Origin of the sequence: Pseudomonas sp. CCNWLW23, from assembly GCF_037095675.1 — a bacterium.
Taxonomy (GTDB): Bacteria; Pseudomonadota; Gammaproteobacteria; order Pseudomonadales; family Pseudomonadaceae; genus Aquipseudomonas; species Aquipseudomonas atacamensis.
This window is the reverse complement of sequence record NZ_JBAWKM010000014.1, coordinates 89823-115612: the sequence shown is the minus strand read 5'-3', so window position 1 is coordinate 115612 and position 25790 is coordinate 89823. Positions and strand designations below refer to the sequence as shown.

Genomic DNA, 25790 nt, shown 5'->3' with positions numbered 1-25790 from the left:
AAACAACACACAGAGTTCATTGACGCGCACACAGCAGATTATCGCAGAGAGTAGATAACATGGAGCAGAGTAATCAGCTCACCGCGGAGCCTTTTACATTAGATGGAATTAGTTCATCAGACCCGGACGGCCACGTGCCGCCGGATGTTTTGATTAACGGGACGAAAGGGAGAATACCGCGCTGGGCAAATTTTCCACAAAAGCCGCTTCCAGGTGAAGATGAAGATTACACGAAGCTTTATGTTTATTGGGAGCAAAACAAAGAAACGAACGTGATTTTCTGCGAGAGATATACCTATCTCGACGATAAACCAGAGTTCGAATTCGATCTCACAGCAGAACATATGAAAGAGGACGGCCTTGCCGACATTTATTATCTGCTTGTGGGGCGTAATGGTAATGATGATGAATCGCCCCGGCGTAGACTAACAATAGTACACGCTCTCAAGCCCACGCTTCGTAAACCAGCATTTCCGGATGCGGATCTTTGGGGCTATATAAATTGCAAAACCGTTCCTTGGGTTGGGGAAAAAATACAGGTCGAGATAGTGCCTGAGGCTGCGGATATATTCCAGCATGAGGATGTGTGTGTACTCGTCTGGCAGGGGTTTGCGACATTAAATGGATCTCCCCCTGTACTCACTCCGCAGCATACGTTCAGGGAAATAATTGATGGTGATAAACCTGTTAAGGGGTTTGTTATAGATATTCCGTTTGATCCTTTTATAAGGCCTATGTTTGACAAGCATTCTGCTATCGCCCGATACACCATTCTCCGTCGGGGGGTACCGATTTATGCCTCACATCCTGGTCTGGTCAAAATAGACCGCGTCGAGTCGGGTTGTCCAGAGCCCTGCGGCGGCGGTCCTTTGAAGTAAATGTTGTAACACAGCCGTAATCAAAGCGGTCTTTGGCCTCTACGTCATGCATGTCGCTCATGTTGGCGACAGAAAGTTGCTTGGGTGCGGCTTGGGTTTTTAATTACTACGAGGAAATGAAGGTGAATACTTCGATTTTTAACGATAAGCCGCAATCTGCTGTTGCTCTTGGTAAAAGTAGTCGCCTTGCGCTGCGTACTTCTAACGTTAACGTAGGGGTGCGCTTGGCTGATCCCGAGTTCGTTGGCTTGCTACCGGGTAGGCTGTTGCCGAAGGCAATCATTGATTCAGGTACCGCCCAGGTAAAATTCCTGACTTCAACAATCCTGACGCCCGAAGATAACGATTTATATGAGTTGTACCAGCGCAAGGGCCCGGGCGGTCCAGAAGACATGATTACAGACGACAATTTGGGGGCAGTCGCCGGCCGCCCGGCGGAAGTGCTTATCGACGTGCCGACCGCGGCGCTGGTGGATGATGATGTGAATAAAGCTTCAACAACGTGGCAGTTTCAGTTACGCGTACAAAACGGAAAAAACGGCAATTGGGACGACTCGAATTGGCTCACTGTAGAAATCGATAAAAATCCACCAGAGGTGGACAAGGTAACGGGTACGAAATTTCCGCCGGAAAGAGCTGTTTACATGAATTTGCCCGATAAAACCGTCGACGACGCATGGCTGGAGAATAATGAGTTCTTACAAATAAGTATCAATCGAAACTACGAGTTTTATAGTGCAACCGACACTATTCATGTGTATTCAGGCTCCACATATGGAACTGGAAAGTTGCTCCATACTCAGCGGTTAACAGCGGACACAGTTGACGTGCCAAGTGCTGAATTGCCAAAAATAGACGCGCGGGAATATCTTTGGTACACGCTGACGGACGCGACGGGCAACATCAGCGAGCAAGCGGTTGCCAATGATTATCAAATTTCTCGAACCCCACCTCCAGTCTTTCACGATTGTGAGTTTCCTCAGGGTATCTTGCCGGACCCAATCGACCTCAACGATCTGCAGGGTACGGTGTATTTGAATGTCAAACGCCCGGACAATGCGCAAGACACCGACCGCATTGCTGCAACTGTCACCAATGGAACGCTTCCAGTCAGTTTGGGGACTCGCCCCTTGGGTGCCGCCACTGTGCTGCAGTTCCCTATCACAACCAGCAGATTGCTGGCGCTCTGGAATAATGCGACCGCGGCAGTGCCGATTACTGGATCTTATAAGTTTTTTCGTGGAACTGAACCTGAAGTTGCTCCGCCAGGTACCGACTCCCAAATCAATTTACTTGCCCCCGGCCCAAGTAATCCGGGCTTTCCGGACATCAAAAACCCGAACATGGTAGAAGTTACCGTGGAGGGTGCGTCGGGAACCAAGAACCACATCACCGCTTCCGACCGTTTGGCGGATATCACATTCAGCACACCGATGATAAAAACCGGCGACACGTGGGTGCCTGTAACTGGCGACATTGCCAGATTCTGGATAAACGGCGAGGAAGTTGCTGACTTTACGCTGACTGCGGGTAATACGGACCCATTGACTCATACCATGACGCCTGATGAGTTTGATGCAGTGATCGGGGCACCAGGTCCAAAGCAGGCATATTGGACGATCGAAAATAGCGCTACCAGTCCAGCCGTCATAGAGTCACTTAACACTGAAGTCCAGGTGGATCTCGCCAAGGTCGACTTAGTGGCGCCAACAGTTAGGCTGTTCAATGGACTAGTATCATGCGCGTATCTGACCCGGCCTGATCGAGAGTTGCCGGTGACCGTGACGATAGATGCAACGCATATGCCGAAAGACACAGTTGTTACCGTTTATTCGGAAGGCTATGAGGACGCGCTTGGAACCAAAAAAATCGGTGGAACAGAGTTTTTGGACACTTATACCATACTTGGCACCGAAAGCTCGGCGGAATTCGTTCTTAATATCAAGCCTTATTTGACCAAGATCAAGCCTATTCAACCACCCTTCAGTTCCGGGTTGCCAAATGGCTATATCAAAATCTGGTATTCGATACTCATCTCGGGTGCTCCAAATCCTTCTGAAGAGTTTTTTAACGAGGTGTCGCTACTAAATTCAAGTAACAATTATTGCGAAGGTACTCCGACAATTTAGGTTTGTCAGCATTGCTGCCGGGACAGGTTGTCCCGGCAGTTGGCAACGATTGGAAAAAAACAATTGTGCAATATCGGACATGTCCTACATACCAATGCGTAACGGATCGGTAGTTTGGCGCCGCCTTGGGTGAAGGATCTACTCGATCTATCACCATCGACGTATATTTGGAGGATTGGATTTGAGTACTTCATCTCTTTGCAAAACCACACATTTTCGCTCTCGTGCCAAGACCGTTATCTGGCTTGGAACCTCTTCGTTCTGCTTCTCATTGCTGAATTGCGAGTCTGCTTTCGCCGCCGGACTGGTGGGAACGGCTCATACAGTCACCAAAGGCGATAACGTGGAGTCCTGGCAGCTTTCACAGCAGGCGACATTGAATATCGATCAGGCTGAGACTCTGGGCATCGTCGCTCGGCAATCTCAAGTCAATGCGGTAGGGGCAACCACTCAGCAGATCTTTGCCTCCGCTGGATCAGTGGTAAACCTGGCGGGAACCACTGTGACAGGTGGCAATGCGCGTTCCGGGGTTGAACTGACTAACAGTACCGCGACGATTTCTGGCAATAGCACTATCTCCAGTGATCGCCTTGGGCTCCAGGCCGGACGCAACATCAACGTCGATTCCGGCTCGAAGGTGACGGTCAGTGACAGTACGATCCGCGGGGCAACAGGCGGAGCACGTGCAACGGCCTTCAGTACATTAGAGTTTTCGGGCTCTACTATCGAAGGGACCGGTGCAGGCAGTTATGGTGTAACGTTGCTGAGCGGTTCGGCTTCCGCTACGGAAGGCAGCCAGATACTTGGTGGTCAGAATGGCGTAAGGCTTGGACTCGAGGGTGCAGGGCTGCCTGGAAGCCATTTGCTGTTGCGAGGTTCAGGTGTTGAGGGCAAAGGCGGGTCGGCAATTGTCGTGGATTACCAGGGGACCAGCGCAGCCGCCTCCCGGATCGACGTCCTCGACGGCTCGGCGCTGACGGGTGGCTCCGGGACCATTATTGAAGTCAAGGGGCTGGGCAATGCGGACGTCAATGTGGAGCGCAGCGACCTGATGGGCAACGTGCAGATTGCGGATACCAGTACGGCAGCGCTTGGTTTCAACCAGGCATCGTTGACCGGAGATGTGACAGCCGATACTGGAGCAACTGCTTCTGTAGCACTGCAGCAGGATTCGCAATTGACCGGTGTCATGACCAATGTCTCCAGCGCCACTATCGATTCGACGTCACGCTGGAACATGACGGGCAACAGTCAGGTGGGCGATTTGGCGCTCAATGGCGGTACGGTAAGGATCGGTGCCGATACCGTTTTCAATCAACTGGACGTGCGCAACCTTTCTGGTAGTGGCTTGTTTGAAATGAATGTCAATTTCACAACAGATCAATCCGACGTGCTGAATATCACAGGAACAGCGACTGGAGATCATCGTTTGTTGGTCGCCTCAACTGGGACAGAGCTGCCGAGCGGTCAACCCGTGGATCTTGTGCATGTCGCCGGCGGTGACGCCAAATTCTCATTGGCCAACGTCAATGGCGAGGTCGATCTAGGTGCGTTTTCTTATGGCTTGAAACAGAGTGAAAGCGGCAACGACTGGTTTCTCGATCCGACTGCTCGGACGGTCAGTCCGTCTACTCGCGCTGTCACAGCGCTTTTCAATACTGCCATCACTGTGCTTGATGGAGAGGCTATGTCTTTACGCAGCCGTATGGGTGAAGTGCGTTTCAATCGCTCTAAATCCGGCGCGTGGGGGAGGGCGTATGGCAGTAAGTACAATGTTTCGGACGCGTTTGGTGATGGTTATCGACAAGATCAGCATGGTTTCACGCTTGGCGCAGATGCTCCGCTGCCTATAGGCGGTGGACAGTGGCTGTTGGGCGTCATGGCCGGGCAAAGTCATTCTGACTTGAATTTGCACCGCGGAACCAGCGGCACGATCAAAAGTTACTATGTGGGCTCCTATCTCACCTGGATCGATAATGCCAAAGGTTATTACGTTGATAATGTGATCAAGTTCAATCGTTTCCAGAATGAAGCTAAAGTCGGGTTGAGTGATGGAAATCGTACGAAGGGTGATTACGATAACACTGGTGTCAGCGGATCTATTGAATTCGGACGCCATTTCGCATTCGATCAAGGCTATTTCATCGAACCGTATATCCAAGGCAGTGCTGCAATAATCCAGGGCAAAGATTATCACCTGGCGAACGGCTTGAGCGTCGAGGGTGATCGTACCCGTTCCATGCGTGCCGAGGGCGGTATGACGTTAGGTCGAAACTTGCAATTGCGCAACGGAGTTGTCTGGCAGCCTTATGTTCGTGCGGCTTTAGCTCACGAGTTCTCAAAGAGTAACGAAGTACAGGTGAATAATAATGTATTCAATAACGACCTTTCCGGCTCGCGTGTAAAAGTTGGCGGCGGTGTTGCGCTTAACATGTCGGATCGATGGCAGGCGCATGCGGAACTGGAATATATGAGGGGCAACAATATCGAAATGCCTATCGGCGCAACGCTTGGCCTTCAATTGAAATGGTGAATAAGTAAGTTAACGAGTTATAAAAAAGCCCCTTCATAAATGATGGGGCTTTGATTATTTTGTCAAGTCAAGGAGGTGTCGAAAGTTGCGGTGCAGGGAAATGTTCCACTTGCGTCCGATTTAGCTACGTCAGCTGTGAAGGTGCCAGTGAATCGATCGGTTTCCATGTCCAGTTTATAGTCCAAGGTGCCCGAGGTCGCTTTTTGTAGAGTTGGGGCCTGCTGGTTTTCGTAGCTGTTGTAAGTGACATTTGCACCGACATCAAACTCAGTAATAGCCGTTGATGCCTCAAGCTTGGATTTTTCAAAAACAATGGTGAAGGTCCGTACGAATGGCTTTTCACGGTCATAGGCAATGACGATGTATACGTCACCCCTGCCGGGGGTCGTGTCCGACCTTAATTCTGTATACCAAGCTCTGAATTTCGTGCCGTCTTCCAGGTCGGCGGTGAAGTCGTCTATGAAGTCGTTTTGGTTATAGCCAGTTTTCAGTGCCGCGCTGCGCATGAGTTAAATCTCCATATTAGCGAGTCGGGAAGATCCAGGCAGCATCGTAAGATAAGAGTGCGTGGACAACCCATATAAGACGACCTTCACTGTCTTGTAAACTGTCAGATATTACAGCTATGCAATAGACTGTTTTTATGCTTGGAGTCGTAGAGTGATTCAACTGAACAAGCCAGCCGCAATGTTCATCGAGAATCCCAATATTGCTGTATTGAATACAAATCCAATCAGCGACTGCGCGAGGACAATCTTTCGAATATCCCGTGTCGCAACACCCACATCCGAAGTCTGCACAGCCACGCCGATGGTGAACGAGAAGTACAGAAAATCCCAGTAATTGGGGGTGGTCAGTCCTTCCGCAAAACGCAGTGCTGGCTCCTTCCCATTCCAGGTGTAAAACAACCTCGCGTAGTGCACGCAAAAGATCACCCCGATCAGCAGCCATGAGCCGATCACCGTCAGCGCTGTGAAGCCGTAGTGCATCAATTTGTGTGTGTTATCCAGATCTTTGCTGCCCGCCAGTTCAAATGTGATGGTGGCCAGGCTTGCCAGCGCGGCGATGCACACGACGAAAAGCACCAGTCCAGCGTTTTCATCCTCGATCTCGGCGATGCGACGCACATCCGGGGCCTTGGCGCGTATGGTCAGCCAGAACATCAGGACCAGGTAAGTCCAGACACCGGCGTTCCAGCCCATGAGGATTTTGCTGACGATGGAGTCGGCCGGGACCAGCAGGCCGGTGGCGAGGCCGAGCAAGGCGGCAGCGGAAAGGCGAGGGTGGGTGCGGGCGAGGAAGGGCATGAAAGCTCGGTAGGTGAGGGAGGTTTCACCACCTTAGCCCAGCGATGATAGATGTGGCCACTGCGCAGGATGTTGGCCAATCCTTGTGGGAGCGAGCCTGCTCGCGAAGACGTCAGCAGATTCAACATTAATGTTGGCAGACCGGACGCATTCGCGAGCAGGCTCGCTCCCACAGTTTGATCAGCGTTGTTTGGTGAATCGTTGTACGAGCTTCATGACCACGACGAAAAACACCGGCACGAAGATTACCGCCAGTGTCGCGGTGATCATCCCGCCGATCACGCCCGTGCCGATCGCCTGCTGACTCGCCGAGCTGGCACCCGTGGCGATGGCCAACGGCACCACGCCGAGAATGAACGCCAGCGAGGTCATCACGATCGGCCGCAAGCGCAAGCGAGCAGCCTGCAACGTTGCATCGATCAGGTCGTGACCTTCGTCATACAGGCTCTTGGCAAACTCGATAATGAGGATCGCGTTCTTCGCCGACAGTCCGATGATGGTGATGAGACCGACCTTGAAGAACACATCGTTGGGCATGCCACGCATTGTCACCGCCAACACCGCGCCGAGCACGCCCAGCGGCACCACCAGCAATACAGAGGTCGGAATCGACCAGCTTTCATACAGCGCCGCCAGACACAGGAACACCACCAGCAGCGACAGGCCAAGCAGAATCGGCGCCTGATTGCCGGACAGACGCTCCTGCAACGACAACCCAGTCCATTCCTGGCCCAAGCCCTTCGGCCCCAGCGCTACCAGTCGCTCGATTTCCGCCATCGCTTCGCCGGTGCTGTGCCCCGCCGACGGTTCGCCAGAGATGGCAATCGCTGGATAGCCGTTGTACCGGGTCAACTGCGCCGGGCCTTGAATCCAGTTGGCCTGGACAAATGCCGACAGCGGCACCATGTTTCCGGCGCTGTTGCGCACGTGCATTTTCAGCAAGTCGTCCACCTGACTGCGCTGATCACCTTCGGCTTGCACGACCACGCGCTGCATGCGGCCCTTATTGGGGAAGTCGTTGATGTAGCTGGAACCCACCGCAGTGGACAGCACATTACCGATGTCGGCGAACGAAACGCCCAAGGCATTCGCCTGCTTGCGGTCTACGATCAGTTGCACTTGCGGTGCTTCGGCCAGCGCGCTTTCACGGACGTTCATCAATACCGGACTTTTCTCGGCGGCGGCGAGCAGTTCCGTACGCGCCTGCATCAACGTCGCATGGCCCAGACCACCGCGATCCTGCAAGCGGAATTCGAAACCGCTGGACGTGCCAAGGCCATCCACCGGCGGCGGCAGCACCGAGAAGGCCATGGCGTCCTTGATCTGACTCAACGCAGCGTTGGCGCGATCGGCAATCGAGCTGGCAGCATCGTCACTGCCACGTTCCGACCAATCCTTGAGCGTCGAAAACGCCAGCGCCGCATTCTGCCCGCTACCGGAGAAGCTGAAACCCAGGATCACTACGCTGTCACTGATTCCCGGCTCATCGGCGTTGTGCGCTTCGAGCTGTTCGGCTACTTGCACGGTGCGGTTCTTGGTCGCGCCCGGCGGCAGCTGGATATCGGTAATGGTGTAGCCCTGATCTTCTGTAGGCAGAAACGAAGAGGGCAGGCGCGCGAAACAGAACCCAAGTCCAATCAACAGGACGACGTAGATCATCAGGTAGCGACCAGTGCGCTTGAGCGCATAGCCGACCCAACCCTGATAGCGATCGGTCAGTTGCTCGAAACGACGATTGAACCAGCCAAAGAATCCGGACTTCTCGTGATGCTCACCCTTGGCGACAGGCTTGAGCAATGTTGCGCACAACGCCGGCGTCAACGTCAGGGCGAGGAACGCCGAGAACAGAATCGACGTCGCCATGGACAGCGAGAACTGCTGGTAAATCACCCCGACCGAGCCTTGCATGAACGCCATCGGAATAAACACCGCCACCAGCACCAGGGTGATGCCGATAATCGCGCCGGTAATCTGCGTCATTGCCTTGCGCGTGGCTTCCTTGGGCGACAAGCCCTCAGTGGCCATGATCCTCTCGACGTTCTCTACCACGACGATGGCGTCATCTACCAGAATGCCGATGGCCAGCACCATGCCGAACATGGTCAGCACGTTGATCGAGAAGCCCAGCGCCAGCATGGTCGCGAACGTGCCCATCAGCGCCACCGGCACCACCAGCGTCGGGATCAGCGTGTAGCGCACGTTCTGCAGGAACAGGAACATCACTGCAAACACCAGCAGCATCGCTTCGCCAAGGGTGTAGATCACTTTGGTGATCGAGACTTTGACGAAGGGCGAGGTGTCATACGGAATCTTGTACTCCACGCCCGCCGGGAAGTAGCGCGCCAGCTCGTCCATCTTCGCCCGCACCAGCGTTGCGGTGTTCAGTGCGTTGGCGCCGGGAGACAGCTGCACGCCGACGGCGGTGGACGGCTTGCCGTTGAGGCGAGTGCCGAACTGATATTCCTGACTGCCGATTTCGACGCGCGCGACATCACCGATGCGCACCGTGGAGCCGTCGCGGTTGGCCTTGAGCACGATGTCGGCAAATTCCTGAGGCGTCGACAATTGGCCTTTGACCAGAATCGTCGCAGTGATTTCCTGTGTGGAAGGCGACGGCAAATCACCGATGCTGCCCGCTGAAACCTGGGCGTTCTGCGCAACGATGGCTTCGTTGACATCGGCCGGCGTCAGGTTGAACGCGATGAGCTTCTGCGGATCGATCCAGATGCGCATCGCCCGCTCGGCACCATACAACTGCGCCTTGCCGACACCGTCCAGGCGCTTGATCTCGTTCATCACATTGCGCGCCAGATAATCGCTGAGCGCCACGTCATCGAGCTTGCCGTCGCTGGAGGTCAGGGTAATCAGCAAGAGGAAACCGGAAGAGACCTTCTCCACCTGCAAGCCTTGCTGATTGACCGCTTGCGGCAGACGCGACTCGACAACCTTCAGACGGTTCTGCACATCGACCTGCGCCAGTTCCGGGTTGGTGCCCGGCTGGAAAGTTGCCTTGATCGTCGCGCTGCCGAGGCTGCTCTGCGATTCGAAGTAGAGCAAGTGATCGGCGCCGTTGAGCTCTTCCTCGATCAGGCTGACCACGCTCTCATCGACGGTCTGCGCCGAGGCGCCTGGGTACACGGCATAGATTTCGATCTGCGGCGGTGCGACGTCCGGGTATTGCGCGACCGGCAACTGCGGAATGGCCAGCGCACCGGCCAACAGGATGAACAGGGCGACCACCCAGGCGAACACTGGGCGATCGATAAAGAACTGCGGCATATAAGAGCGTCCTGCTTACTGACCAGTGGTCTGGGCAAGTGGAAGAGGGGTTTCGTCGACCTGTACTTTTTCCCCGGGACGGGCGTGTTGCAGGCCTTCGATGACAATACGGTCGCCGGGCTTCAGGCCGCCGGTGACGATCCAGCGATTGTTCTGCACCGCACCCAGTTGCACCCGTTGCTGCGCCACGCGCATCTGCTCATCGACGGTCAGCACCTGGGCAATGCCGGCACTGTCACGCTGCACCGCGCGTTGCGGCACGGTAATGCCGTTCTGAATGGTTGCCTGTTCAAGGCGTACGCGGATGAAACTGCCCGGCAGCAGGTCGAGATCCGGATTGGGGAATTCACTGCGGAGGATGATTTGGCCAGTGCCCGGATCAACGGTGATGTCGCTGAACAGCAGCTTGCCAGGCAATGGATACAGGCTGCCGTCATCCTGAATCAGTGTGGCCTTGACCTGGTCCTGACCGACTTCCTGTAACTGCCCGGAACGGAACGCCCGGCGCAGTTCATTGAGCTCGCGAGTCGACTGGGTGAGGTCGGCATGGATCGGGTTGAGCTGCTGAATCAGCGCCAGCGGCGTGGTTTCGTTCTGTCCGACCAGAGCACCTTCGGTGACCAGCGCGCGGCCGATGCGGCCGGAGATCGGCGCGGTCACGGTGGCATAACCGAGGTTCAGTTTCGCCCGTTCCAGCGCTGCCTTGCTGGCGGCGACATCAGCGGCGGTCTGCCGGGCAGCGGCGCGGGCGTTGTCGTAGTCCTGACCGCTGATGGCCTGGTCCTCGATCAACTGCGCATAGCGTTGTTCTTGCAGTTTCGCCTGAAAGGCGTTGGCCTCGGCTTTGCGCAGCGCGGCTTCGGCACTGTCCAGATCGGCCTTGAACGGCGCCGGGTCAATGCGGAACAGCACATCGCCTTTTTTCACGTCGCTGCCTTCGCGATAGGTGCGCTGCAACACCACGCCGGCTACTCGCGCACGCACTTCGGCAATCCGTGGCGCGGCGATGCGGCCGCTCAGTTCGCTGCTGATCGACAGGGGCTCGGCTTTAATGGTCTCTACGCGCACGGTGGCCGGCGGCGTCTGCTCTTCGGCGTTCGAGGATGAATCACAAGCGCTCAGCGTCAGCGCCAATGCGATCAGGCCGAGCCCGGCCAGCAGTTTTCCAGACATGTACAACCCCCAATATTGAAGGCCGCATCCTACGGCCAGACGGGGAGGTTAGCGGTGAAGCTTTGTAGCTGCTGTGTGAAATTGTGTAAGGGTTTTGCTCCGTGGCGGGTGAGGGCGTATATCCTGCAGGCCTTGAAATTTATTGCGACAGTTCGATCGCTTTCGCGAGCAGGCGCGCTCCCACAGGAGATCGCATTTCAATGTGCGAGCGAGTGAGCCCTGACTGTCGCCCCAGCATTTTCTGGAACACCCCATGCCCAACATCCTCCTGGTCGAAGACGACACCGCCCTCGCCGAACTGATTTCCAGCTACCTGGAGCGCAACGGTTATTCCGTCAGCGTCATCGGCCGTGGCGACCATGTGCGCGAACGGGCGCGGATCAGTACGCCGGATCTGGTGATCCTCGACCTCATGCTGCCAGGTCTCGACGGTTTACAAGTGTGCCGCTTGCTGCGCGCCGATTCAGCGACCTTGCCGATCCTCATGCTCACAGCCCGCGATGACAGCCATGATCAAGTGCTGGGCCTGGAAATGGGCGCTGACGATTACGTCACCAAACCCTGCGAGCCACGGGTGCTGCTGGCGCGGGTGCGTACCTTGTTGCGGCGCAGCAGCCTGGGCGAACCGTTGGCGGTCAATGACCGGATCGTCATGGGCAATCTGTGCATTGAACTGTCCGAGCGCACCGTGACCTGGCGTGATCAAGCGGTTGAGCTGTCCAGCGGCGAATACAATTTGCTGGTTGTGCTGGCCCGGCACGCCGGCGAAGTGCTGAGTCGCGATCAGATTCTGCAGCGGCTGCGCGGTATCGAATTCAACGGTACCGATCGCTCGGTGGACGTGGCGATTTCCAAGTTGCGACGCAAGTTCGATGATCACGCCGGCGAGGCGCGCAAGATCAAGACCGTGTGGGGCAAGGGCTATCTGTTCAGCCGCTCCGAGTGGGAATGCTGAGCTGATGTTTCGTATTCTGTTTCGCCTGTATCTGGTGACGATCGTCTCCTATAGCGCGGCGATCTATCTGGTGCCGGATCTGGTGGTCATGGCCTTCCGGGATCGCTTCGTCACCTACAACCTGGACTTTTCCCGAGGTCTGCAATCGCTGATCACCAAGCAGTTTCATGCCGCGCCGCAAGAGCAGTGGCCGGAGATTGCAGCGGCGATGGACAAGGAATTCCAGCCGCTGCACATCGTCCTGACGCCAATCGACGACCCGGTTTTCACCCCCATCGAGCAGGAACGTCTGCACCGGGGTGAAAACGTGGTGCGCATCGGCGACTGGGGCTGGCGAACTTTGGCAGTCACTCCGCTGAATGCGGACATGGCCGTGCGTATGGTCGTACCGCCGGATCCGGTCGACGTCGATCTGTTGTACTGGAGCATCAACGTACTGATCGGCGCCATGCTGCTCGGCTGCCTGCTGCTCTGGTTGCGCCCGCACTGGCGCGATCTAGAGCGCCTGAAAGGCACTGCCGAACGCTTCGGCAAAGGCCACTTGAGCGAGCGAACCAGAATCGCCCCGAGTTCGAACATCGGCAGCCTCGCCAACGTGTTCGACACCATGGCTGGCGATATTGAAAACCTGCTCAACCAGCAACGTGATCTGCTTAACGCCGTTTCCCATGAGCTGCGTACACCATTGACGCGTCTGGATTTCGGCCTGGCATTGGCCTTGTCGGAAGACTTGCCGGCCGCCAGCCGCGAGCGCTTGCAGAGCCTGGTCGCGCACATTCGTGAGCTGGATGAATTGGTGCTGGAGTTGCTTTCCTACAGCCGTTTGCAGAATCCGGCGCAATCGCCCGAGCGCATCGAGGTGTCGCTCGACGAGTTCATCGACAGCATTCTCGGCAGCGTCGATGAGGAGCTGGAATCGCCGGAGATCGTGATTGACGTTCTGTTGCACGGCCAGCTCGAACGCTTTGCGCTGGATCCGCGCCTGACCGCTCGGGCCATCCAGAACCTGTTGCGCAATGCCATGCGCTATTGCGAAAAGCGTATTCAGATTGGCGTGCAGGTGATTGCCGGCGGATGTGAGATATGGGTTGACGACGATGGCATCGGCATTCCCGACGACGAGCGCGAGCGGATCTTTGAACCGTTCTATCGGCTCGACCGCAGCCGTGATCGCGCGACGGGTGGATTCGGCCTCGGTTTGGCGATCAGCCGCCGCGCACTGGAAGCGCAGGGCGGTACCTTGACGGTTGAAAGTTCGCCGCTGGGTGGGGCGCGATTCAGGCTGTGGTTGCCGGCCACGGCCTGAACCGTATGACGAATATCAGGGCTGCGTTGTGCCGCTGGTCTGCAACACGCATTGCTGGGTTTTACTGTCCCACACTTGACCTTTCGGACATTCGGGCTTTTTCACGGCGTCGCTTTCATCGACGGCGAAAACAGCAGGGCTGGACAGGGCAGCGACCAGCAGCGGGACGGCGAACAGCACTTGGCGAATGTTCATGGTCAATCTCCACTTTCATCGGCTTGGAGCGGAAGTTGTTGTTCTCATTTGCAGTGACTGTTCAGTTCTCAGGAAGATTCAAAATTGTGAGGCTGGGCCGACGGCGCAGCGGCAGATTTGCGCCGTTCCTGAATTCCGCGAATCACCAGGTACAACAGCGGCCCCACTGAAACGAACACTGTGGTCAGCAGCAAATAAGGCACTACCGACCAGACGGAGCGTCCCCGAGACCGGGCGTCCTTGACCATCCATACACCGGCCAGTGTCGCCAGCAGGTACAGATCGATGACCACTTGCGCAGTGTCCGGTCGTGACATCAGGCTGAGGCCGAAGTCGATCAGTGACTGTTCAGCCTGGAGCATTACCGAAACGGTGTAACCGCTGAACGCGAGCAAAGCGGTGAGAGGCAGGGCGATGGACATCATGCTTTCCTTCCTTGGTGTGATGAGCAGAAGTGCCAGCCTACCGGCGCGACGCGCAATTGACCATTGACTTGTCATCCGCCGGCAGGCTAATTTCGAGCCCATGACTTTCACTGTATCGCGCTGCCAGCCAAGCATTATCACCGCCATTCCTCATTTGGCGGGCTAGCTCACGACTGCAGCACCCAACCCGCCCTAGAGGCGGGTTTTTACTTTCTGTCTCCGGGGTTCTGAAAACTGTCAGGAGACGACCATGCCGCACAGCCCCGACCAGCAAGCCCTGCTTGAGCATTACGTGAAAAAGATCCTGGCAGCGCCGGTGTACGACATTGCGGTGCCTACCCCGTTGCAGCCTGCGCCGGCATTGTCGCAAGCATTGGGCAATCGGGTCCTGCTCAAGCGCGAAGATCTGCAACCGACGTTCTCTTTCAAGATCCGTGGTGCGTACAACAAACTCGTGCAACTAAGCGGAGAGCAGAAAGCGCGGGGAGTGATCACCGCGTCGGCGGGTAATCACGCGCAGGGTGTAGCGTTGGCCGCACGGGAATTGGGCATTGCCGCGACGATCGTCATGCCGTCTACCACCCCTGAGCTCAAAGTGCTCGGGGTGCGCAGTCGCGGTGCCGAAGCATTGCTGCACGGTGAGAGTTTTCCCTTTGCCTTGGCCCACGCGCTGCAACTGGCCGAGGAGACAGGACGCACGTTCGTTTCACCCTTCGATGATCCTGACGTGATCGCCGGCCAAGGCACCGTGGCAATGGAAATCCTGCGCCAGCATCAAGGCGCGCTGGATGCGATCTTTATCCCGGTCGGCGGCGGAGGTTTGATCGCCGGTATCGCGGCCTACGTCAAATACCTGCGCCCGGAAGTGCGGATCATTGGCGTCGAATCCGAACATTCGGCCTGTCTACAAGCCGCATTGCGCGCGGACGAGCGGGTGGTTCTACCGAGCCTCGGTACCTTTGCCGACGGCGTAGCGGTTGCGCAGATCGGCGCGTATGGCTTTGAGGTTTGCCGTTTTTGTGTAGATGAGGTAATCACGGTCAGCAATGACGAGCTCTGCGCCGCGATCAAGAATATCTACGACGATACCCGTTCGATCACTGAACCTTCAGGTGCGCTGGCCGTGGCGGGGATCAAGCAGTACGTGGCGCGCAGCGGCGTTCGCGATCAGACATTCGTCGCCCTCGACTCCGGGGCCAACATCAACTTCGACAGTCTGCGCCATGTCGCCGAACGCGCCGCTGCTTGCGGCGTGCCGGCGTAACAAGCGCTCGGGTTATTCCTGCAGGGCGGTGCCGACTTTTTCCGACGCCGACCAGATGCGATAGCGCACTTCGACGTCCGATGGCGCGTACACCACGACTGGCAACTTGCTGTTGTAGCGCAACATGAAGCCGTCACCGACAACCGGAACGAAAGCGCGCTTTTTCTGGCTGCCGGGCGGGCAGGCCATCATCGTGCTCATCGGGCCGATGACCTTTTCCAGGCGATAGAACGGATAGCCCCAGCCTTGCAGGTTCTTTTCATCGAGAACACCGCCCAGACGCTGGCGATTGCAATCCACTTCGAGGGTTTTGCCGGCGAGAATTTCAACCTGGAAATTCTCTTCCTGCTCTTGCTTGGGCAGATGGATGACTTGTCGGGTAAACCCGGCTTCGGCTTTGGGATACGGCGCCACGTCTTCGAGCTTGGCGGCGTGGGCGAGGGTGGAAAGGTTGGCGATTAACAGCCCAGTGATCGCGCAAATGCGTAAGGAATTCATGGAAGCCTCCGTGCGAGTTGAATTGCAATGGGAGACATTCTTGCCGTCATGGTCTTCGAAAGCAAATTCGGCCGGAGATTGCAGATTGCAGTGGATGGGCGGTCGGTTCATGCATTTTGCAAATAGCAGGATACTGGCCATCTTTCCAAGTGCTTGATTTTGCAGGGCGCCAAACGAACCGATCAAAGGCACGTTTTATGCGTTCTTCCGGTGAGGCGCACCGGATTTGGACGCCTACACTCCAATGGGCATTTCGCAGTACCACCATTTGCCGCACCAAGGAAACAGCGGGGGCACACCCGTGAAGGCGCAGCAAAGGGTCAGCGTGAATACTTGATTGGCAATCGCACAGAAAGGAGAGGGTTCGCCATGTTTTTATCTGCCTTGGAATTACGCAATATCATTGAAAGCAGCTTCCTGCCGAAACGCTGCCAGTGCACGCTGTCACCCGACTTGTCGATGTCCGTCAAAGTATTTGGCGACCATCGGACCGACCAGGCCGATCTCTACGTCAGTGGAATCGACGCCAGCCGCCTGAACAGCTGCCGTGAAATCAACAACCTGGTCGCAGGCCTGCGTTCCGACCTCGCGCAACAAACCACGACACATCAAACCAGCGCTCGTTCTCGAGCCGTTTAACCCACCGTTTCACCCAGTTCGACCGTCACGCGCCGGGCCTGCACGAAACCCAGGCCCAGCGCGAACTCGACCAGCACCGCGAGCAAAATCCCGGGGCCGGCATGGCCATTGAGCCACTCGCCAAAACCCAACGCAGCCAAACCGAAACAGCCGACGATAAAACCATTGCTCAGCGCACTGCGTGCCGCTGACGGCGGAGCATTGCGCAGCAAATAAAACATCACCCCCAACGCCGCAAACAGCACCGCGCTGCGCCTTGCGACTACGCCAGTGCCTTCCGAATAGCCAATACTCCAGATCGCCAGCAGCACCTCCGGAAAAAATCCCCAGACCAGCGCCAGCAGAAAACACAGGATTGAAGTGAAGCTCGACAACGTGCGGAACGACAACTGCATGGCCAATCCTTGCGGCAGTAGGGAAGGCCCCGAGCATAACCGCCGGAGCCACTCCACGCCTATGGCGAACCGGAAAATCAGAAGCGTCTGTCAGTTCTGCCGACTGCATGCGTCAGATAATTTCCTGTAACTGATTTGTGCGGGCTTGCCGGTGTTGTCGATGTATTTCATGTCGGCGGTGATGACTTTGCATTCCAGGGTCGGCGGCTCGGTTAGCGAAAGCACCTTCGCCACGTGTAGTGGCATGCCGCATTGGTAGGGCAAGGCATCGGAAGTGGCGGAGGTATCAGTGGCTTGGGCCAACCCGGCGAAAGCGGCGCAGGCGAGGGTGGCGGAGAGCAGGAAGGGACGGATGTTCATGAGAAGACTCCAGCGTAACGGATAGGCGCCCGGCACGAAGCCTGACGACCCTGCTGCAGTCGATTTCAGCGAGATGCCTGAGCAGAACAGTACTGTAGAGTCTTTGATTTGAGAATTAAGGGAGGGTTAATTGGACTAATTAGGCTGAATAGATCGGGGATCATACGGCAAGCACATTTAACCAAAGATATTTGCATTGAAGCGATTGCCGATCAGCCATAACCAGGAGCAATGATCCTGATTACGGCCATTAAGTATTTCCCGCCCTACCTCATCATTGATTAAAGTACATTAACGACTCAGTTTTTCGGGAAAAAAGGACAGTGGTGGATGTGTCGCAGTCCATTTCTTTGTTTGCTCGTGTGCTTCGGAAATTTGCGCGGGGGTCAACTTGGCTGCAATGAGAGGGAGTTTGTATTCAACGTTTTCTTGCATTCCACCCCCGCCGTCCAGAATGCTTAAGGATGAAACTAGAGAGTAGCCTTTAACGGGGTCATATGGAAATCCATATGTGTCGGGCTCATGAGCAAGATATGAGCCATATCCATACACTGATTCCGCATAACCTGCTATTGCTGCTTGCTCATTCCAGTGGCGAAATCCCTCTATATCGCCGCGCTCATACAATATCGCAGCGTATTCCATCATTGACTTTGGGTAGCCGCCTTCAGCAGATAGCTTAAACCACTTTTCAACTGCTTCGCTTCGTTTCCAAGGCATGAGAAAACCATCACCTTGTTTGAGGGATACCGCCATCCAGTATTGCGCAAATGCATTTCCCGCAGAGGCGGATTTTTCCAACCACGCATCATCTAGCGTGATTTCATACATTATGCACATTGCCTCCGCATCACCAGCCTCGGCTTTTTCTTGAGCTATTTTTTTTGCCTGATTTAACCATTCTATTGGTTGCTTGTGAGAAGGAGGGCAGTCGTTGGATATTTTACATATATCATGCTCAATGCGGCCCAATTGGATCATGGCATAGAGATCGCTCTGGTCTGCTGACGCTTCATACCATTTCTTGGCCTCCTCGTTCATGTAATGATTTTTCTTACGAAGAACTTCTCCTAAATAATATTGAGCTTCGTGGTCTCCCGCTTCTGCCGCTGTTGTTAAAAACGGGATTGCAGAAGTCGCTTTGTATTGATTGTATAGCTCAATGCCCTTGATTTTTGCCCGAGATTGTTCGTTCGTAAGCGCGAATGACTGGGTCGACGCTAGCGTTAATAAAATAAGCGTAGTGGGGATCACCTTCATCAGTGTAAGTGCTGAGTTGTTTTTCGATTGCAGTTGTTTCGCTGGTTTATCGGTCTTTGCAAAACTTTTGAAAACGATACGGCAGAGCGCGATCGACAAGGCTGTCGATTGTTCTAATTCGGGAAGATTAGCCTCGTACCGGTTATTTCTTGCATTCTGCTTCATTACTAATTAAAAACCTAATTTCCTTGGAAAGAAAGAAAGGGGCGGGTGGGTGGCCTTCCACTCAATTGCATATTTTTCCGCTTCCTCAATCTGGTTCGATGTCATTTTTGCAGCAATTTTAGGAAGCTTCCCTTCCACATAGACTTGAACGTTTCCACCGCCATCCAATTCTTTAAGCAAAGAGACCAGTGCGTAGCCCTTGATCAAATCGACGGGGTAGCCAACTTTGTCGGGCGTGTGGGAAAGATATGCACCATAGGTTGCGACGGCATTTTGATAACCGGTTTTCGCCGCTTCTTCCCACCAATGCCGAACACCTGCCAGATCATTTCGCTGGGAAAGAATCGAAATATATTCGATCATTGCAGGAGGGTAACCTCCTTCCGAAGCAGCCTTTAGCAACTCCTCCTCGGCACTCTTTCTTTTCCAAGGTAGCAAAAATGTGCCTTCCCCCTCGGCGTAACGATTAGCGAGTAACCACTGTGACGGCGCATATCCAGCCGCTGCTGATTTCTGCAACCAATCCAACTCTGCAGTCGCGTTGTAAAGCACAGCCATCGCTTCGCCGTCGCCACCCAAAGCGCGAGGCGTAGCAGTTTTTATCAATAAATCTAGCCAGTCACTTGGTTTTTTACTACTAGCAGGACATTGGTTGACAACCGAGCACAGGTCTTCCGATACGGTGGCGAGTTTAAACATCGCATAATAATCACCCTGTGATGCTGATGCCTCGTACCATTTTTGCGCTTCGACAGTCATTCCTTGTTTTTTTTGACGAGGCTCGTCAGCTAAATAGAATTGTGCTTCCGCATCGCCCGCTTCGGCTGCTATGCGAAGTTCCAGTTCTGCTGGTTTGTATTGATTGAAAAGCATTATCCCACGAGTTTTTGCGGCCTGCTGAGTTGGTGTAAGCTCGGCAAGTACATTGTTTGATAAGAGGGTTGCAATTGCGGTTGCTATATATATAAGTGTGCGCAACATTTTTTATCCCTTGATGTATTTAGCTGGAGGGACATATTTTGCTTTTCCGCCAGGAACAAAAGTTTGTCCGTAGTATCGGGTTCTGTGACAAAAGCCATCTAGGTTCGCGCCTAAAAGGTTCACGTGCGCTTTATACCGGGCACGCATTTCGTCGTTCGCATCGTCGTGCAGTCGCAGAATTGCTTCTGACATGAAATTGTCCATATGCAGTCGATTCTGGCAATATAGCTGTTCTGCTTCGTCTGCGGCTTTGGTTCCGAACCGATTCATGCTCATGCATGCTTCTTCAAATTGTGCTTGGGCAAGGGTTATTGTTCCTTGCTTTTCCGCTTGGCGGACAATCAATCCTAGTATGCGCTCAACAGCCTGCTGCTGAAGCAGACGACACTGGACCCACCTTCACATACTGCGTGACGCCCACAATCAGGTGATCATCCGTGCGTATTTCACTGATGGGTTCCAGATTGGGAATCCGTTGTTCTTCAACCTTGGACTCACTCAATAAATTGGCTTCAACGGTGTCGTGGCGTTCGTTGCCGACGCGGATTTTCTGGTTGTGTTCGATGTTTTCCTCCCCGTCGCGCTGGGCGTGGATCGCATAACTAAGCCGCCAGGCCGTTTACCGCGAGAGCTATTTATTTCCGTCGCGAATTCTGTTTTTTTGGCATTCGTCCTCCGCAATATCCGTCAATAGAATGGAATCCAAATCAAAAGATTCATTCTCAGACCTTGAGTCTCATGCTTTTAGGTCGATGCACCTGAAGAGTCTGCGGGCGTTTTTCGCATCATCTGTTCCATAAAGTCGGGGGCCATCCCTTTTGTTTTATTTAGGTCAGGAATGTCAAATTCTCTGATTAAAAAATACTTGGTCGAGCTTGGTGATTGTGACATTTGGCTTACCATGAATTTGTCATTTACATAGAATTCCAGCAGGTCCTCAATATCGAAGCTGAGACTCTTCGACTCCTTCACAAACCATTCGTCCAGCAATGCTTTTTCTGCTTTAGTTGCGAGTCCGATGCTCAGGCGTTTGGCTTCCCTATCAACGTCCTCTAACCAGCCAAGCTCGCTGCGAAGTACATCTTTACTTTTGCGAGTTTGTTCCAGAGCCGCGTCGCGCTTACTAGCTTGAACTTCTGTTTCACTGCCCATTCCCAGCAAGCGTTTCAATGTTCCGGAGTCACCCAATAATGGGCGTTTCAAGCGATCTTCTTGTTCGCTATAAGCACGGTGTTGTCCACTATACAATTCCCAAAGTCCACGAAGTCTTTGGATGTATAAGCGGCGATGAGCTAGAAAAGCGTCGGCAGACACTTTTTTATTGCCAGCTAGGCTCGTGTATCGTTTGCTCGCCTCAATAGCGCCGGTGCCATTGATGTGATCATGAAATTCGAAGAAGCTAGCCACGTATCTATCTTTTTCTTGAAGTTTCGCCATAGAGGGGAAGGGGACTCCAGCACTATAGGCGGCACGATACATTTCGTGCAAAGCCACTATGTGCAGCTCTCGGCTGTGCGAGGCACTTTTTTTCGCCAATCCGCCCCCTACGTCAGAGCTCGTGCCCGGAACCAACCGTTCTTCCCATCGGGGGGTAAGCGATCCGGTGCCGATTAGACGTGCACGCCTGTCACCTCTACACTCATGAGCAGCAACTAGGTGAAGTGCCGACTTGACTGGACCTGGCAAGCACTCTCCATCATCCACTGAATTGGAAATTGGCAGTAAAAAATCTCGAACCACCGATGCTTCCATGCTTCGATCTACCGCATCGAACAGCCCAGCGAAAACCACTTCCAGCTTTGCACCTTTGTAGACGGTAGTACCAGGGTCGCACGCCTCAAATAATTTATGAGCGAAGGCTCGCGCAAGCGTAGCGCCATAATCGAAACCGAACACCGATACTGAAATTTTTTTGATCGAGATCGAGTTCGATTTTTTGACGTCCTCTACAAGCTTTTCAAAACGATTACTTGCGGCCTCTAGGCGAGTGTCTACACCAGTTTTAAGTAAACTGAAAACTATTTCTTGGTCACGGACGGGAGAAATACCTTCGACCGAAGCCTTGGCTGCTGTAGTAGCAATAGCGGAAATAAGATTCCTGGGTTTTAGGTTGTTTGTAAAGTTGTCCCACCAGTTTTTCCCGGCTAATACGTCTTTGCCTACGTCAACAACAGCTTCCGTGGAATTATCTTTCGGTAGTTTGGAAACGTCGTCTTTGATTTTGCTGATTGCGCCGTTGAGGTTGGCTGCGCTAGTAGTCGAGTTCGTGCCTAAGGTAGCGTCAAACGATGTGGCAAGCCCAGATATATAGAATTTATGATGCTGACTGGCCGGATCGGATGGTGCAGAGTTCTCCTCGTGTGGATACGCGAGAAAAAGGCGGCCAATATTGGTAACTCTTTCTTCCTTTAAGTCGTCTTCTAGGTTTCTACTAACTCCATCGAAAAAAAATCCAACATGTAATGTTGCTTCACATGGTAGCGTTGAACTCTTTTTTAATCCTGTGGACGAACTTAAGCGCGAGCTAATGGCTTGTGCATCGCATAAGTTTTTTGGTTCGCTCATGGATGACTCCCTTGTCCATTGGTTTCTTTAGTCGTATTTTCGCGGAATGAGTTTTTATCAAGCGTAGTTGCAGACCACGTGAGCTCTATTTTATTACCGGGAAGAAAGTAAACATGCAGCGTGTCGTCCCCAGCCTTGCGCTTTGGCATAGGCATTAGTTCTTCATGTCTTTCTATTTTCATTCCTTGATCCTCCTGAGCTTTCGACATGCTCAGGATCCAAACTACCTTCGCAGTGTCGCCGGACATCTTCCAGCAACAGGTCACGCCACCATTTCCTCCCCAGTTGTCATTTACCCAAAAGCTACCTATTGGTCTGTTCATATAATTGTGGGAGGTGAGAGCAGCGCCGGATATTCGGGTTTTGGTGTAAATATAAAATCCCACGAAAAATACCGCGAGAATCAGAATTACGATCGCTGAAGATCGGCGTTTCCATCGTCGTTCATTCGAGCTATTCATGGTCAGCGACATCAATGTTTCCCGTGTCATTTTACAAAGCGATGTTATATAGAAATTGAAGGTTCAGTCAGACAGCTGCTGTATAACGATTCCAAGCGGCAGTTTTTCTCTAAATGTTCGCTCCTTAGCTTGAGTCCACATCGGCCAGTTCTCTGGAAACTTAGGGTTCATCAACCGCAGGGTGGCAAATAGAGTGACGTCTTCCGCGTCCGTTAAACCTTCACTGCGGCCAGCGTCCAGCGCTTCTTTCACTTGTTTCAAACGGGCGCCGTGACAGGTGCTGGCAAACACTTCAGGCGCTTCTTTTTCCAGTTCAGTGGTGAGGCTGTAGGGTAGAGGATCGATCTCCATGTCCGTCCACAGCTTTCCGTCAAGAAAGATAGGCTCGTATCTTCCGGGCTTTTCAAGGTTGAGTCCCTTCAGACAGTGCCATTGATCTTCTTCTGCTGGCACCCACCACTCCTGCAGTGGGCCAAACAGCCACGCATGCCAAGACAGATCATCGCGTGCGTACAGCATCGGCACCACTTCTGGTGCGTAGCTACGAATCATCAGGACTTCGCCAGCTTCATTTTTTGCCAGCAACGCATCACTAAGGTGAGCGGCGAGCTTGTCGGCTGGGCAGTCGGTACGAATCCAACTGGCCATTGCGGTGCAGCCGGTGAAGTGTTCGTGAGCAAGAAAGGCTTCGAAATCCATGTGGCTAACGTCGACCAGCCACGGGCCGTAGTTGCGCAGTTCGGCGAATTCCGGTTGCACCATCAACGGCCGTCGTGACGGGTCAACTCTGACGAACTGCAATCGAGCGGGTTCCGGCAACAGGCCGATCTCAACGATCGCGAATATCGACTGAGCGTTCTTTTTCGCTTCGCTCCAGGCTTTCGCTGCGTCACTCTTCGTCATCAATTTGCCCCCGATTGCAGGGCGAGTTTTTCACGCATGGCTTTTTTCAGGCATTCGACGCAGATGCCGGTAGGTGCTTTGAGTTTCGGCGTCACGGCGAGGGACTCCGCCTGCATCATCTGGTTAGCGCGGGTTTGCATCAGGCGTCCGGCGTTATCAATGGCTGCGAGTCCCGGAATGAATGGGGCGAGGATCTGAATGCCAGTGCCGGCCCCAGGACCACCACCCGAATTCACCTTCACTTCCGCGCCGCTGATGGTCACCCCACCCGCATCAACCTTCACAAAACTCCCACCAGCCTTGGCGGTCAGCTCCATGCCACCCTCAACCACCACCTTGTCACCAGCGTGATAGTGAATCTCCGTCCCAGCCTCAACAAACTGCGCCGTGCCGACCTTCACATGCTGCGTCACACCCACCGTCAGGTGATCATCCGCGCGCATTTCGCTGATGCGGTCCAGATGGGTGATCCGGTGCTCTTCGACCTTGAACTCGCTCAGCACATTGGCTTCAACGGTGTCGTGGCGTTCGTTGCCGACGCGGATTTTCTGGTCGTGTTCGATGTTTTCGTCCCAGTCGCGCTGGGCGTGGATGTAGATCTGTTCGGCGCCTTTTTTGTCTTCGATGCGGAATTCGTTGTAACCCTTGCCGCCCGGGGAGCTGAGGGTTTTGAAGGTGCTGCGGGTCTTGTTGGCCGGCAGGTCGTAAGGGACGACGTTTTCCTTGTGGTACAGGCAGCCGGTGACGAGGGGCTGGTCGGGGTCGCCTTCGAGGAAGGTGACGAGGACTTCCATGCCGATGCGCGGGATGGCGATGCCGCCGTAGGCTGCGCCAGCCCAGCCGCTGGCGACGCGCATCCAGCAGGTGGTTTTGTCGTCGGACTGGCCGTCGCGGTCCCAGTGGAATTGCACTTTGATGCGGCCGTACTGGTCGCAGTGGATTTCTTCACCGGCAGGACCCGTGACGACGGCGGTCTGGCTGCCGAGGACTTTCGGTTTCGGGTGTTCGAGGGCAGGGCGGTAGTGCGCGTCCCACGGGGTGGCGAGGAAGCTGTTGCGGTAGCCCTGGTGGAAATCGCTTTTGTTGTCGGTGACGTCGCTGGTGACGTTTTCACCGAGCACTTGCGGCTGTTTGCCTTCGTGGAAGACTTCCAGCAGCAGCCACAGGTCGTTCCACTCGGCGCGCGGGTGTTCGGCGAGCGTGAGGAAATGGCCGCTGGTGAGGGTCGGTTCATCACCTTTGCCTTCGGCGAGTTTGTAGTCGCTGCGATGGCGCTCCAGGGCGCGGGTTGAGAGGAACTTGCCGCGCTCGCGGGTGGTGAAGCGGCCGGGGTAATCGTAGTCTTCCAGGTCCGGGGCGTATTCGGATTTGACCGCGCCTTCGGGCAGCAGCTTGGGTTTTTCGAAATCGTAGTCGCGACGGCTGACGCGGGTGGTGCGGGTTTCCAGGCGCAGGTTGAAGCGCTTGATCACCGGCTTCTCCGCAGCCATGCCGGAGTCCTGCTGGTAGCTGACCGGCTTCAGTTTGCGGAATACGGTCTGGTCGTCGCCGAACACCAGTTTGTGGCCGCTGCTGCTGTGCTGGAAGTGGAAGTGAATGCCTTCTTCTTCGCACAGGCGCTGGATGAAATGCAGGTCGGACTCGCCGTATTGCACGCAATACTCGCGTTCCGGGTACTCGGCGCCGAGCTGGAAGCTGTAGGCGTCGGAGAGAATGCCGCGATCTTCCAGCAGCTGGGCGATGATTTTCGGCACCGTCAGTTGCTGGAAGATCTGCTGATCATGGTTGTGCTGCAGATAGGCCAGTTGCGGCATCAGGCTGATGCTGTAGCGGGTCAGGGTCTTGCCGGAGTCGCCCTGCTCGATGCGATAGACCTGGCCGTGAATCTTGCCTTCGCCGGTGGCGCCGAACGTCAGGCAGGCGCGCTTGTGCAGCAGCTCTTCGAGCTTCAGGTCGGGGCGGGCGCTGACCAGTTCGAGGTCGAAACGGAACGGTTCGTTGAGGGCTTCGCGACCGGTGAAGCTGAGGACTTGCAGGTCGGCGTTGGCGTCTTCGATCGAGAGGGTGATGTGGGTTGCATTGGCGTCCAGCATGCCTTGAATTCCGTCCGTTGAATAAG

Annotated in this window: 21 protein-coding genes and 2 pseudogenes; 7 read left to right on the top strand and 16 right to left on the bottom strand. The window is 54.6% G+C overall.

Annotation, left to right across the window (positions count from 1 at the left end):
- Positions 1 to 59: 59 nt before the first annotated feature.
- From V8J63_RS18320 to V8J63_RS18310, 3 genes are all read left to right on the top strand, one after another.
- Positions 60 to 878 carry a hypothetical protein gene (locus tag V8J63_RS18320; protein WP_125926517.1) on the top strand — a complete coding sequence of 273 codons (819 nt, stop codon included), beginning with the start codon at positions 60 to 62 and terminating at the stop codon, positions 876 to 878.
- Between the two features lie 122 nt (positions 879 to 1000).
- Positions 1001 to 3007: a hypothetical protein gene (locus tag V8J63_RS18315; protein ID WP_130889139.1), complete on the top strand. Its 2007-nt coding sequence runs from the start codon at positions 1001 to 1003 to the stop codon at positions 3005 to 3007.
- Positions 3008 to 3188: 181 nt separating this feature from the next.
- A complete protein-coding gene (locus V8J63_RS18310) occupies positions 3189 to 5540 on the top strand; it encodes an autotransporter outer membrane beta-barrel domain-containing protein (RefSeq protein ID WP_197890543.1) in 2352 nt (783 codons plus the stop codon).
- A gap of 62 nt (positions 5541 to 5602) precedes the next feature.
- Here the strand turns inward: V8J63_RS18310 and V8J63_RS18305 are convergent, their stop codons facing one another.
- The 4 genes from V8J63_RS18305 to V8J63_RS18290 all read right to left on the bottom strand — a co-directional run bounded on the left by V8J63_RS18305 (position 5603) and on the right by V8J63_RS18290 (position 11299).
- On the bottom strand, positions 5603 to 6046 hold the full coding sequence (locus V8J63_RS18305; RefSeq protein WP_125926520.1) for a hypothetical protein: 444 nt from the start codon (positions 6044 to 6046) through the stop codon (positions 5603 to 5605).
- 159 nt (positions 6047 to 6205) lie between these two features.
- The gene (locus tag V8J63_RS18300; protein ID WP_336464457.1) at positions 6206 to 6847 is read right to left on the bottom strand and encodes a DUF1345 domain-containing protein; all 642 of its coding nucleotides are present in this window, start codon (positions 6845 to 6847) and stop codon (positions 6206 to 6208) included.
- 180 nt (positions 6848 to 7027) lie between these two features.
- Positions 7028 to 10126: an efflux RND transporter permease subunit gene (locus tag V8J63_RS18295; protein WP_197890539.1), complete on the bottom strand. Its 3099-nt coding sequence runs from the start codon at positions 10124 to 10126 to the stop codon at positions 7028 to 7030.
- A gap of 15 nt (positions 10127 to 10141) precedes the next feature.
- Positions 10142 to 11299, bottom strand: coding sequence for an efflux RND transporter periplasmic adaptor subunit (locus V8J63_RS18290; RefSeq protein WP_130889136.1), 1158 nt, complete (start codon positions 11297 to 11299; stop codon positions 10142 to 10144).
- A gap of 253 nt (positions 11300 to 11552) precedes the next feature.
- Between V8J63_RS18290 and V8J63_RS18285 the strand changes: the two genes are divergently transcribed.
- Together V8J63_RS18285 and V8J63_RS18280 are read left to right on the top strand one after the other, a co-directional pair.
- The gene (locus tag V8J63_RS18285) at positions 11553 to 12254 is read left to right on the top strand and encodes a response regulator transcription factor (protein ID WP_336464456.1); all 702 of its coding nucleotides are present in this window, start codon (positions 11553 to 11555) and stop codon (positions 12252 to 12254) included.
- Between the two features lie 4 nt (positions 12255 to 12258).
- Positions 12259 to 13560: an ATP-binding protein gene (locus V8J63_RS18280; RefSeq protein WP_073476613.1), complete on the top strand. Its 1302-nt coding sequence runs from the start codon at positions 12259 to 12261 to the stop codon at positions 13558 to 13560.
- A 15-nt stretch (positions 13561 to 13575) separates the two neighbouring features.
- On the opposite strand, the gene V8J63_RS18275 is transcribed toward V8J63_RS18280, so the two are convergent.
- Positions 13576 to 13755, bottom strand: a complete 180-nt coding sequence (locus V8J63_RS18275) for a hypothetical protein (RefSeq protein ID WP_130901604.1) — start codon at positions 13753 to 13755, stop codon at positions 13576 to 13578.
- Positions 13756 to 13823: 68 nt separating this feature from the next.
- Positions 13824 to 14180: a DUF2834 domain-containing protein gene (locus tag V8J63_RS18270; protein ID WP_130889135.1), complete on the bottom strand. Its 357-nt coding sequence runs from the start codon at positions 14178 to 14180 to the stop codon at positions 13824 to 13826.
- A gap of 250 nt (positions 14181 to 14430) precedes the next feature.
- On the opposite strand from V8J63_RS18270, the pseudogene ilvA reads away from it, so the two are divergent.
- Positions 14431 to 15420 (top strand): annotated as a pseudogene (ilvA, locus tag V8J63_RS18265) (threonine ammonia-lyase, biosynthetic); the annotation flags it as partial.
- Positions 15421 to 15456: 36 nt separating this feature from the next.
- Here the strand turns inward: ilvA and eco are convergent.
- Complete coding sequence (eco, locus tag V8J63_RS18260) at positions 15457 to 15942, bottom strand: serine protease inhibitor ecotin (RefSeq protein WP_125926527.1); 486 nt, start codon at positions 15940 to 15942, stop codon at positions 15457 to 15459.
- Positions 15943 to 16311: 369 nt separating this feature from the next.
- Between eco and V8J63_RS18255 the strand changes: the two genes are divergently transcribed.
- On the top strand, positions 16312 to 16581 hold the full coding sequence (locus tag V8J63_RS18255; RefSeq protein WP_016774885.1) for a DUF1652 domain-containing protein: 270 nt from the start codon (positions 16312 to 16314) through the stop codon (positions 16579 to 16581).
- Here V8J63_RS18255 and V8J63_RS18250 read toward each other — a convergent pair.
- The 9 genes and pseudogenes from V8J63_RS18250 to V8J63_RS18210 all read right to left on the bottom strand — a co-directional run bounded on the left by V8J63_RS18250 (position 16578) and on the right by V8J63_RS18210 (position 25764).
- Positions 16578 to 16976, bottom strand: a complete 399-nt coding sequence (locus tag V8J63_RS18250) for a hypothetical protein (RefSeq protein ID WP_122746120.1) — start codon at positions 16974 to 16976, stop codon at positions 16578 to 16580. The two genes, V8J63_RS18255 and V8J63_RS18250, sit on opposite strands and share 4 nt — an antisense overlap.
- 90 nt (positions 16977 to 17066) lie before the next feature.
- Positions 17067 to 17336 carry a DUF2790 domain-containing protein gene (locus V8J63_RS18245; RefSeq protein WP_130889133.1) on the bottom strand — a complete coding sequence of 90 codons (270 nt, stop codon included), beginning with the start codon at positions 17334 to 17336 and terminating at the stop codon, positions 17067 to 17069.
- 291 nt (positions 17337 to 17627) lie between these two features.
- Positions 17628 to 18596 carry a tetratricopeptide repeat protein gene (locus tag V8J63_RS18240; protein WP_177434103.1) on the bottom strand — a complete coding sequence of 323 codons (969 nt, stop codon included), beginning with the start codon at positions 18594 to 18596 and terminating at the stop codon, positions 17628 to 17630.
- Between the two features lie 171 nt (positions 18597 to 18767).
- Positions 18768 to 19742, bottom strand: a complete 975-nt coding sequence (locus V8J63_RS18235; protein WP_130901606.1) for a tetratricopeptide repeat protein — start codon at positions 19740 to 19742, stop codon at positions 18768 to 18770.
- A 370-nt stretch (positions 19743 to 20112) separates the two neighbouring features.
- Positions 20113 to 20337, bottom strand: a pseudogene (locus V8J63_RS18230) (bacteriophage T4 gp5 trimerisation domain-containing protein); the annotation flags it as partial.
- Positions 20338 to 20486: 149 nt separating this feature from the next.
- On the bottom strand, positions 20487 to 22307 hold the full coding sequence (locus V8J63_RS18225) for a DUF2235 domain-containing protein (RefSeq protein ID WP_130901607.1): 1821 nt from the start codon (positions 22305 to 22307) through the stop codon (positions 20487 to 20489).
- Positions 22304 to 22780 carry a DUF3304 domain-containing protein gene (locus V8J63_RS18220; protein ID WP_177434102.1) on the bottom strand — a complete coding sequence of 159 codons (477 nt, stop codon included), beginning with the start codon at positions 22778 to 22780 and terminating at the stop codon, positions 22304 to 22306. Before V8J63_RS18220 ends, V8J63_RS18225 begins: the two co-directional genes overlap by 4 nt.
- 51 nt (positions 22781 to 22831) lie before the next feature.
- Entirely contained in the window at positions 22832 to 23671 is an 840-nt protein-coding gene (locus V8J63_RS18215) for a DUF4123 domain-containing protein (RefSeq protein ID WP_336464455.1), read from the bottom strand.
- On the bottom strand, positions 23671 to 25764 hold the full coding sequence (locus V8J63_RS18210; protein ID WP_336464454.1) for a type VI secretion system Vgr family protein: 2094 nt from the start codon (positions 25762 to 25764) through the stop codon (positions 23671 to 23673). Before V8J63_RS18210 ends, V8J63_RS18215 begins: the two co-directional genes overlap by 1 nt.
- Between the last annotated feature and the right edge of the window lie 26 nt (positions 25765 to 25790).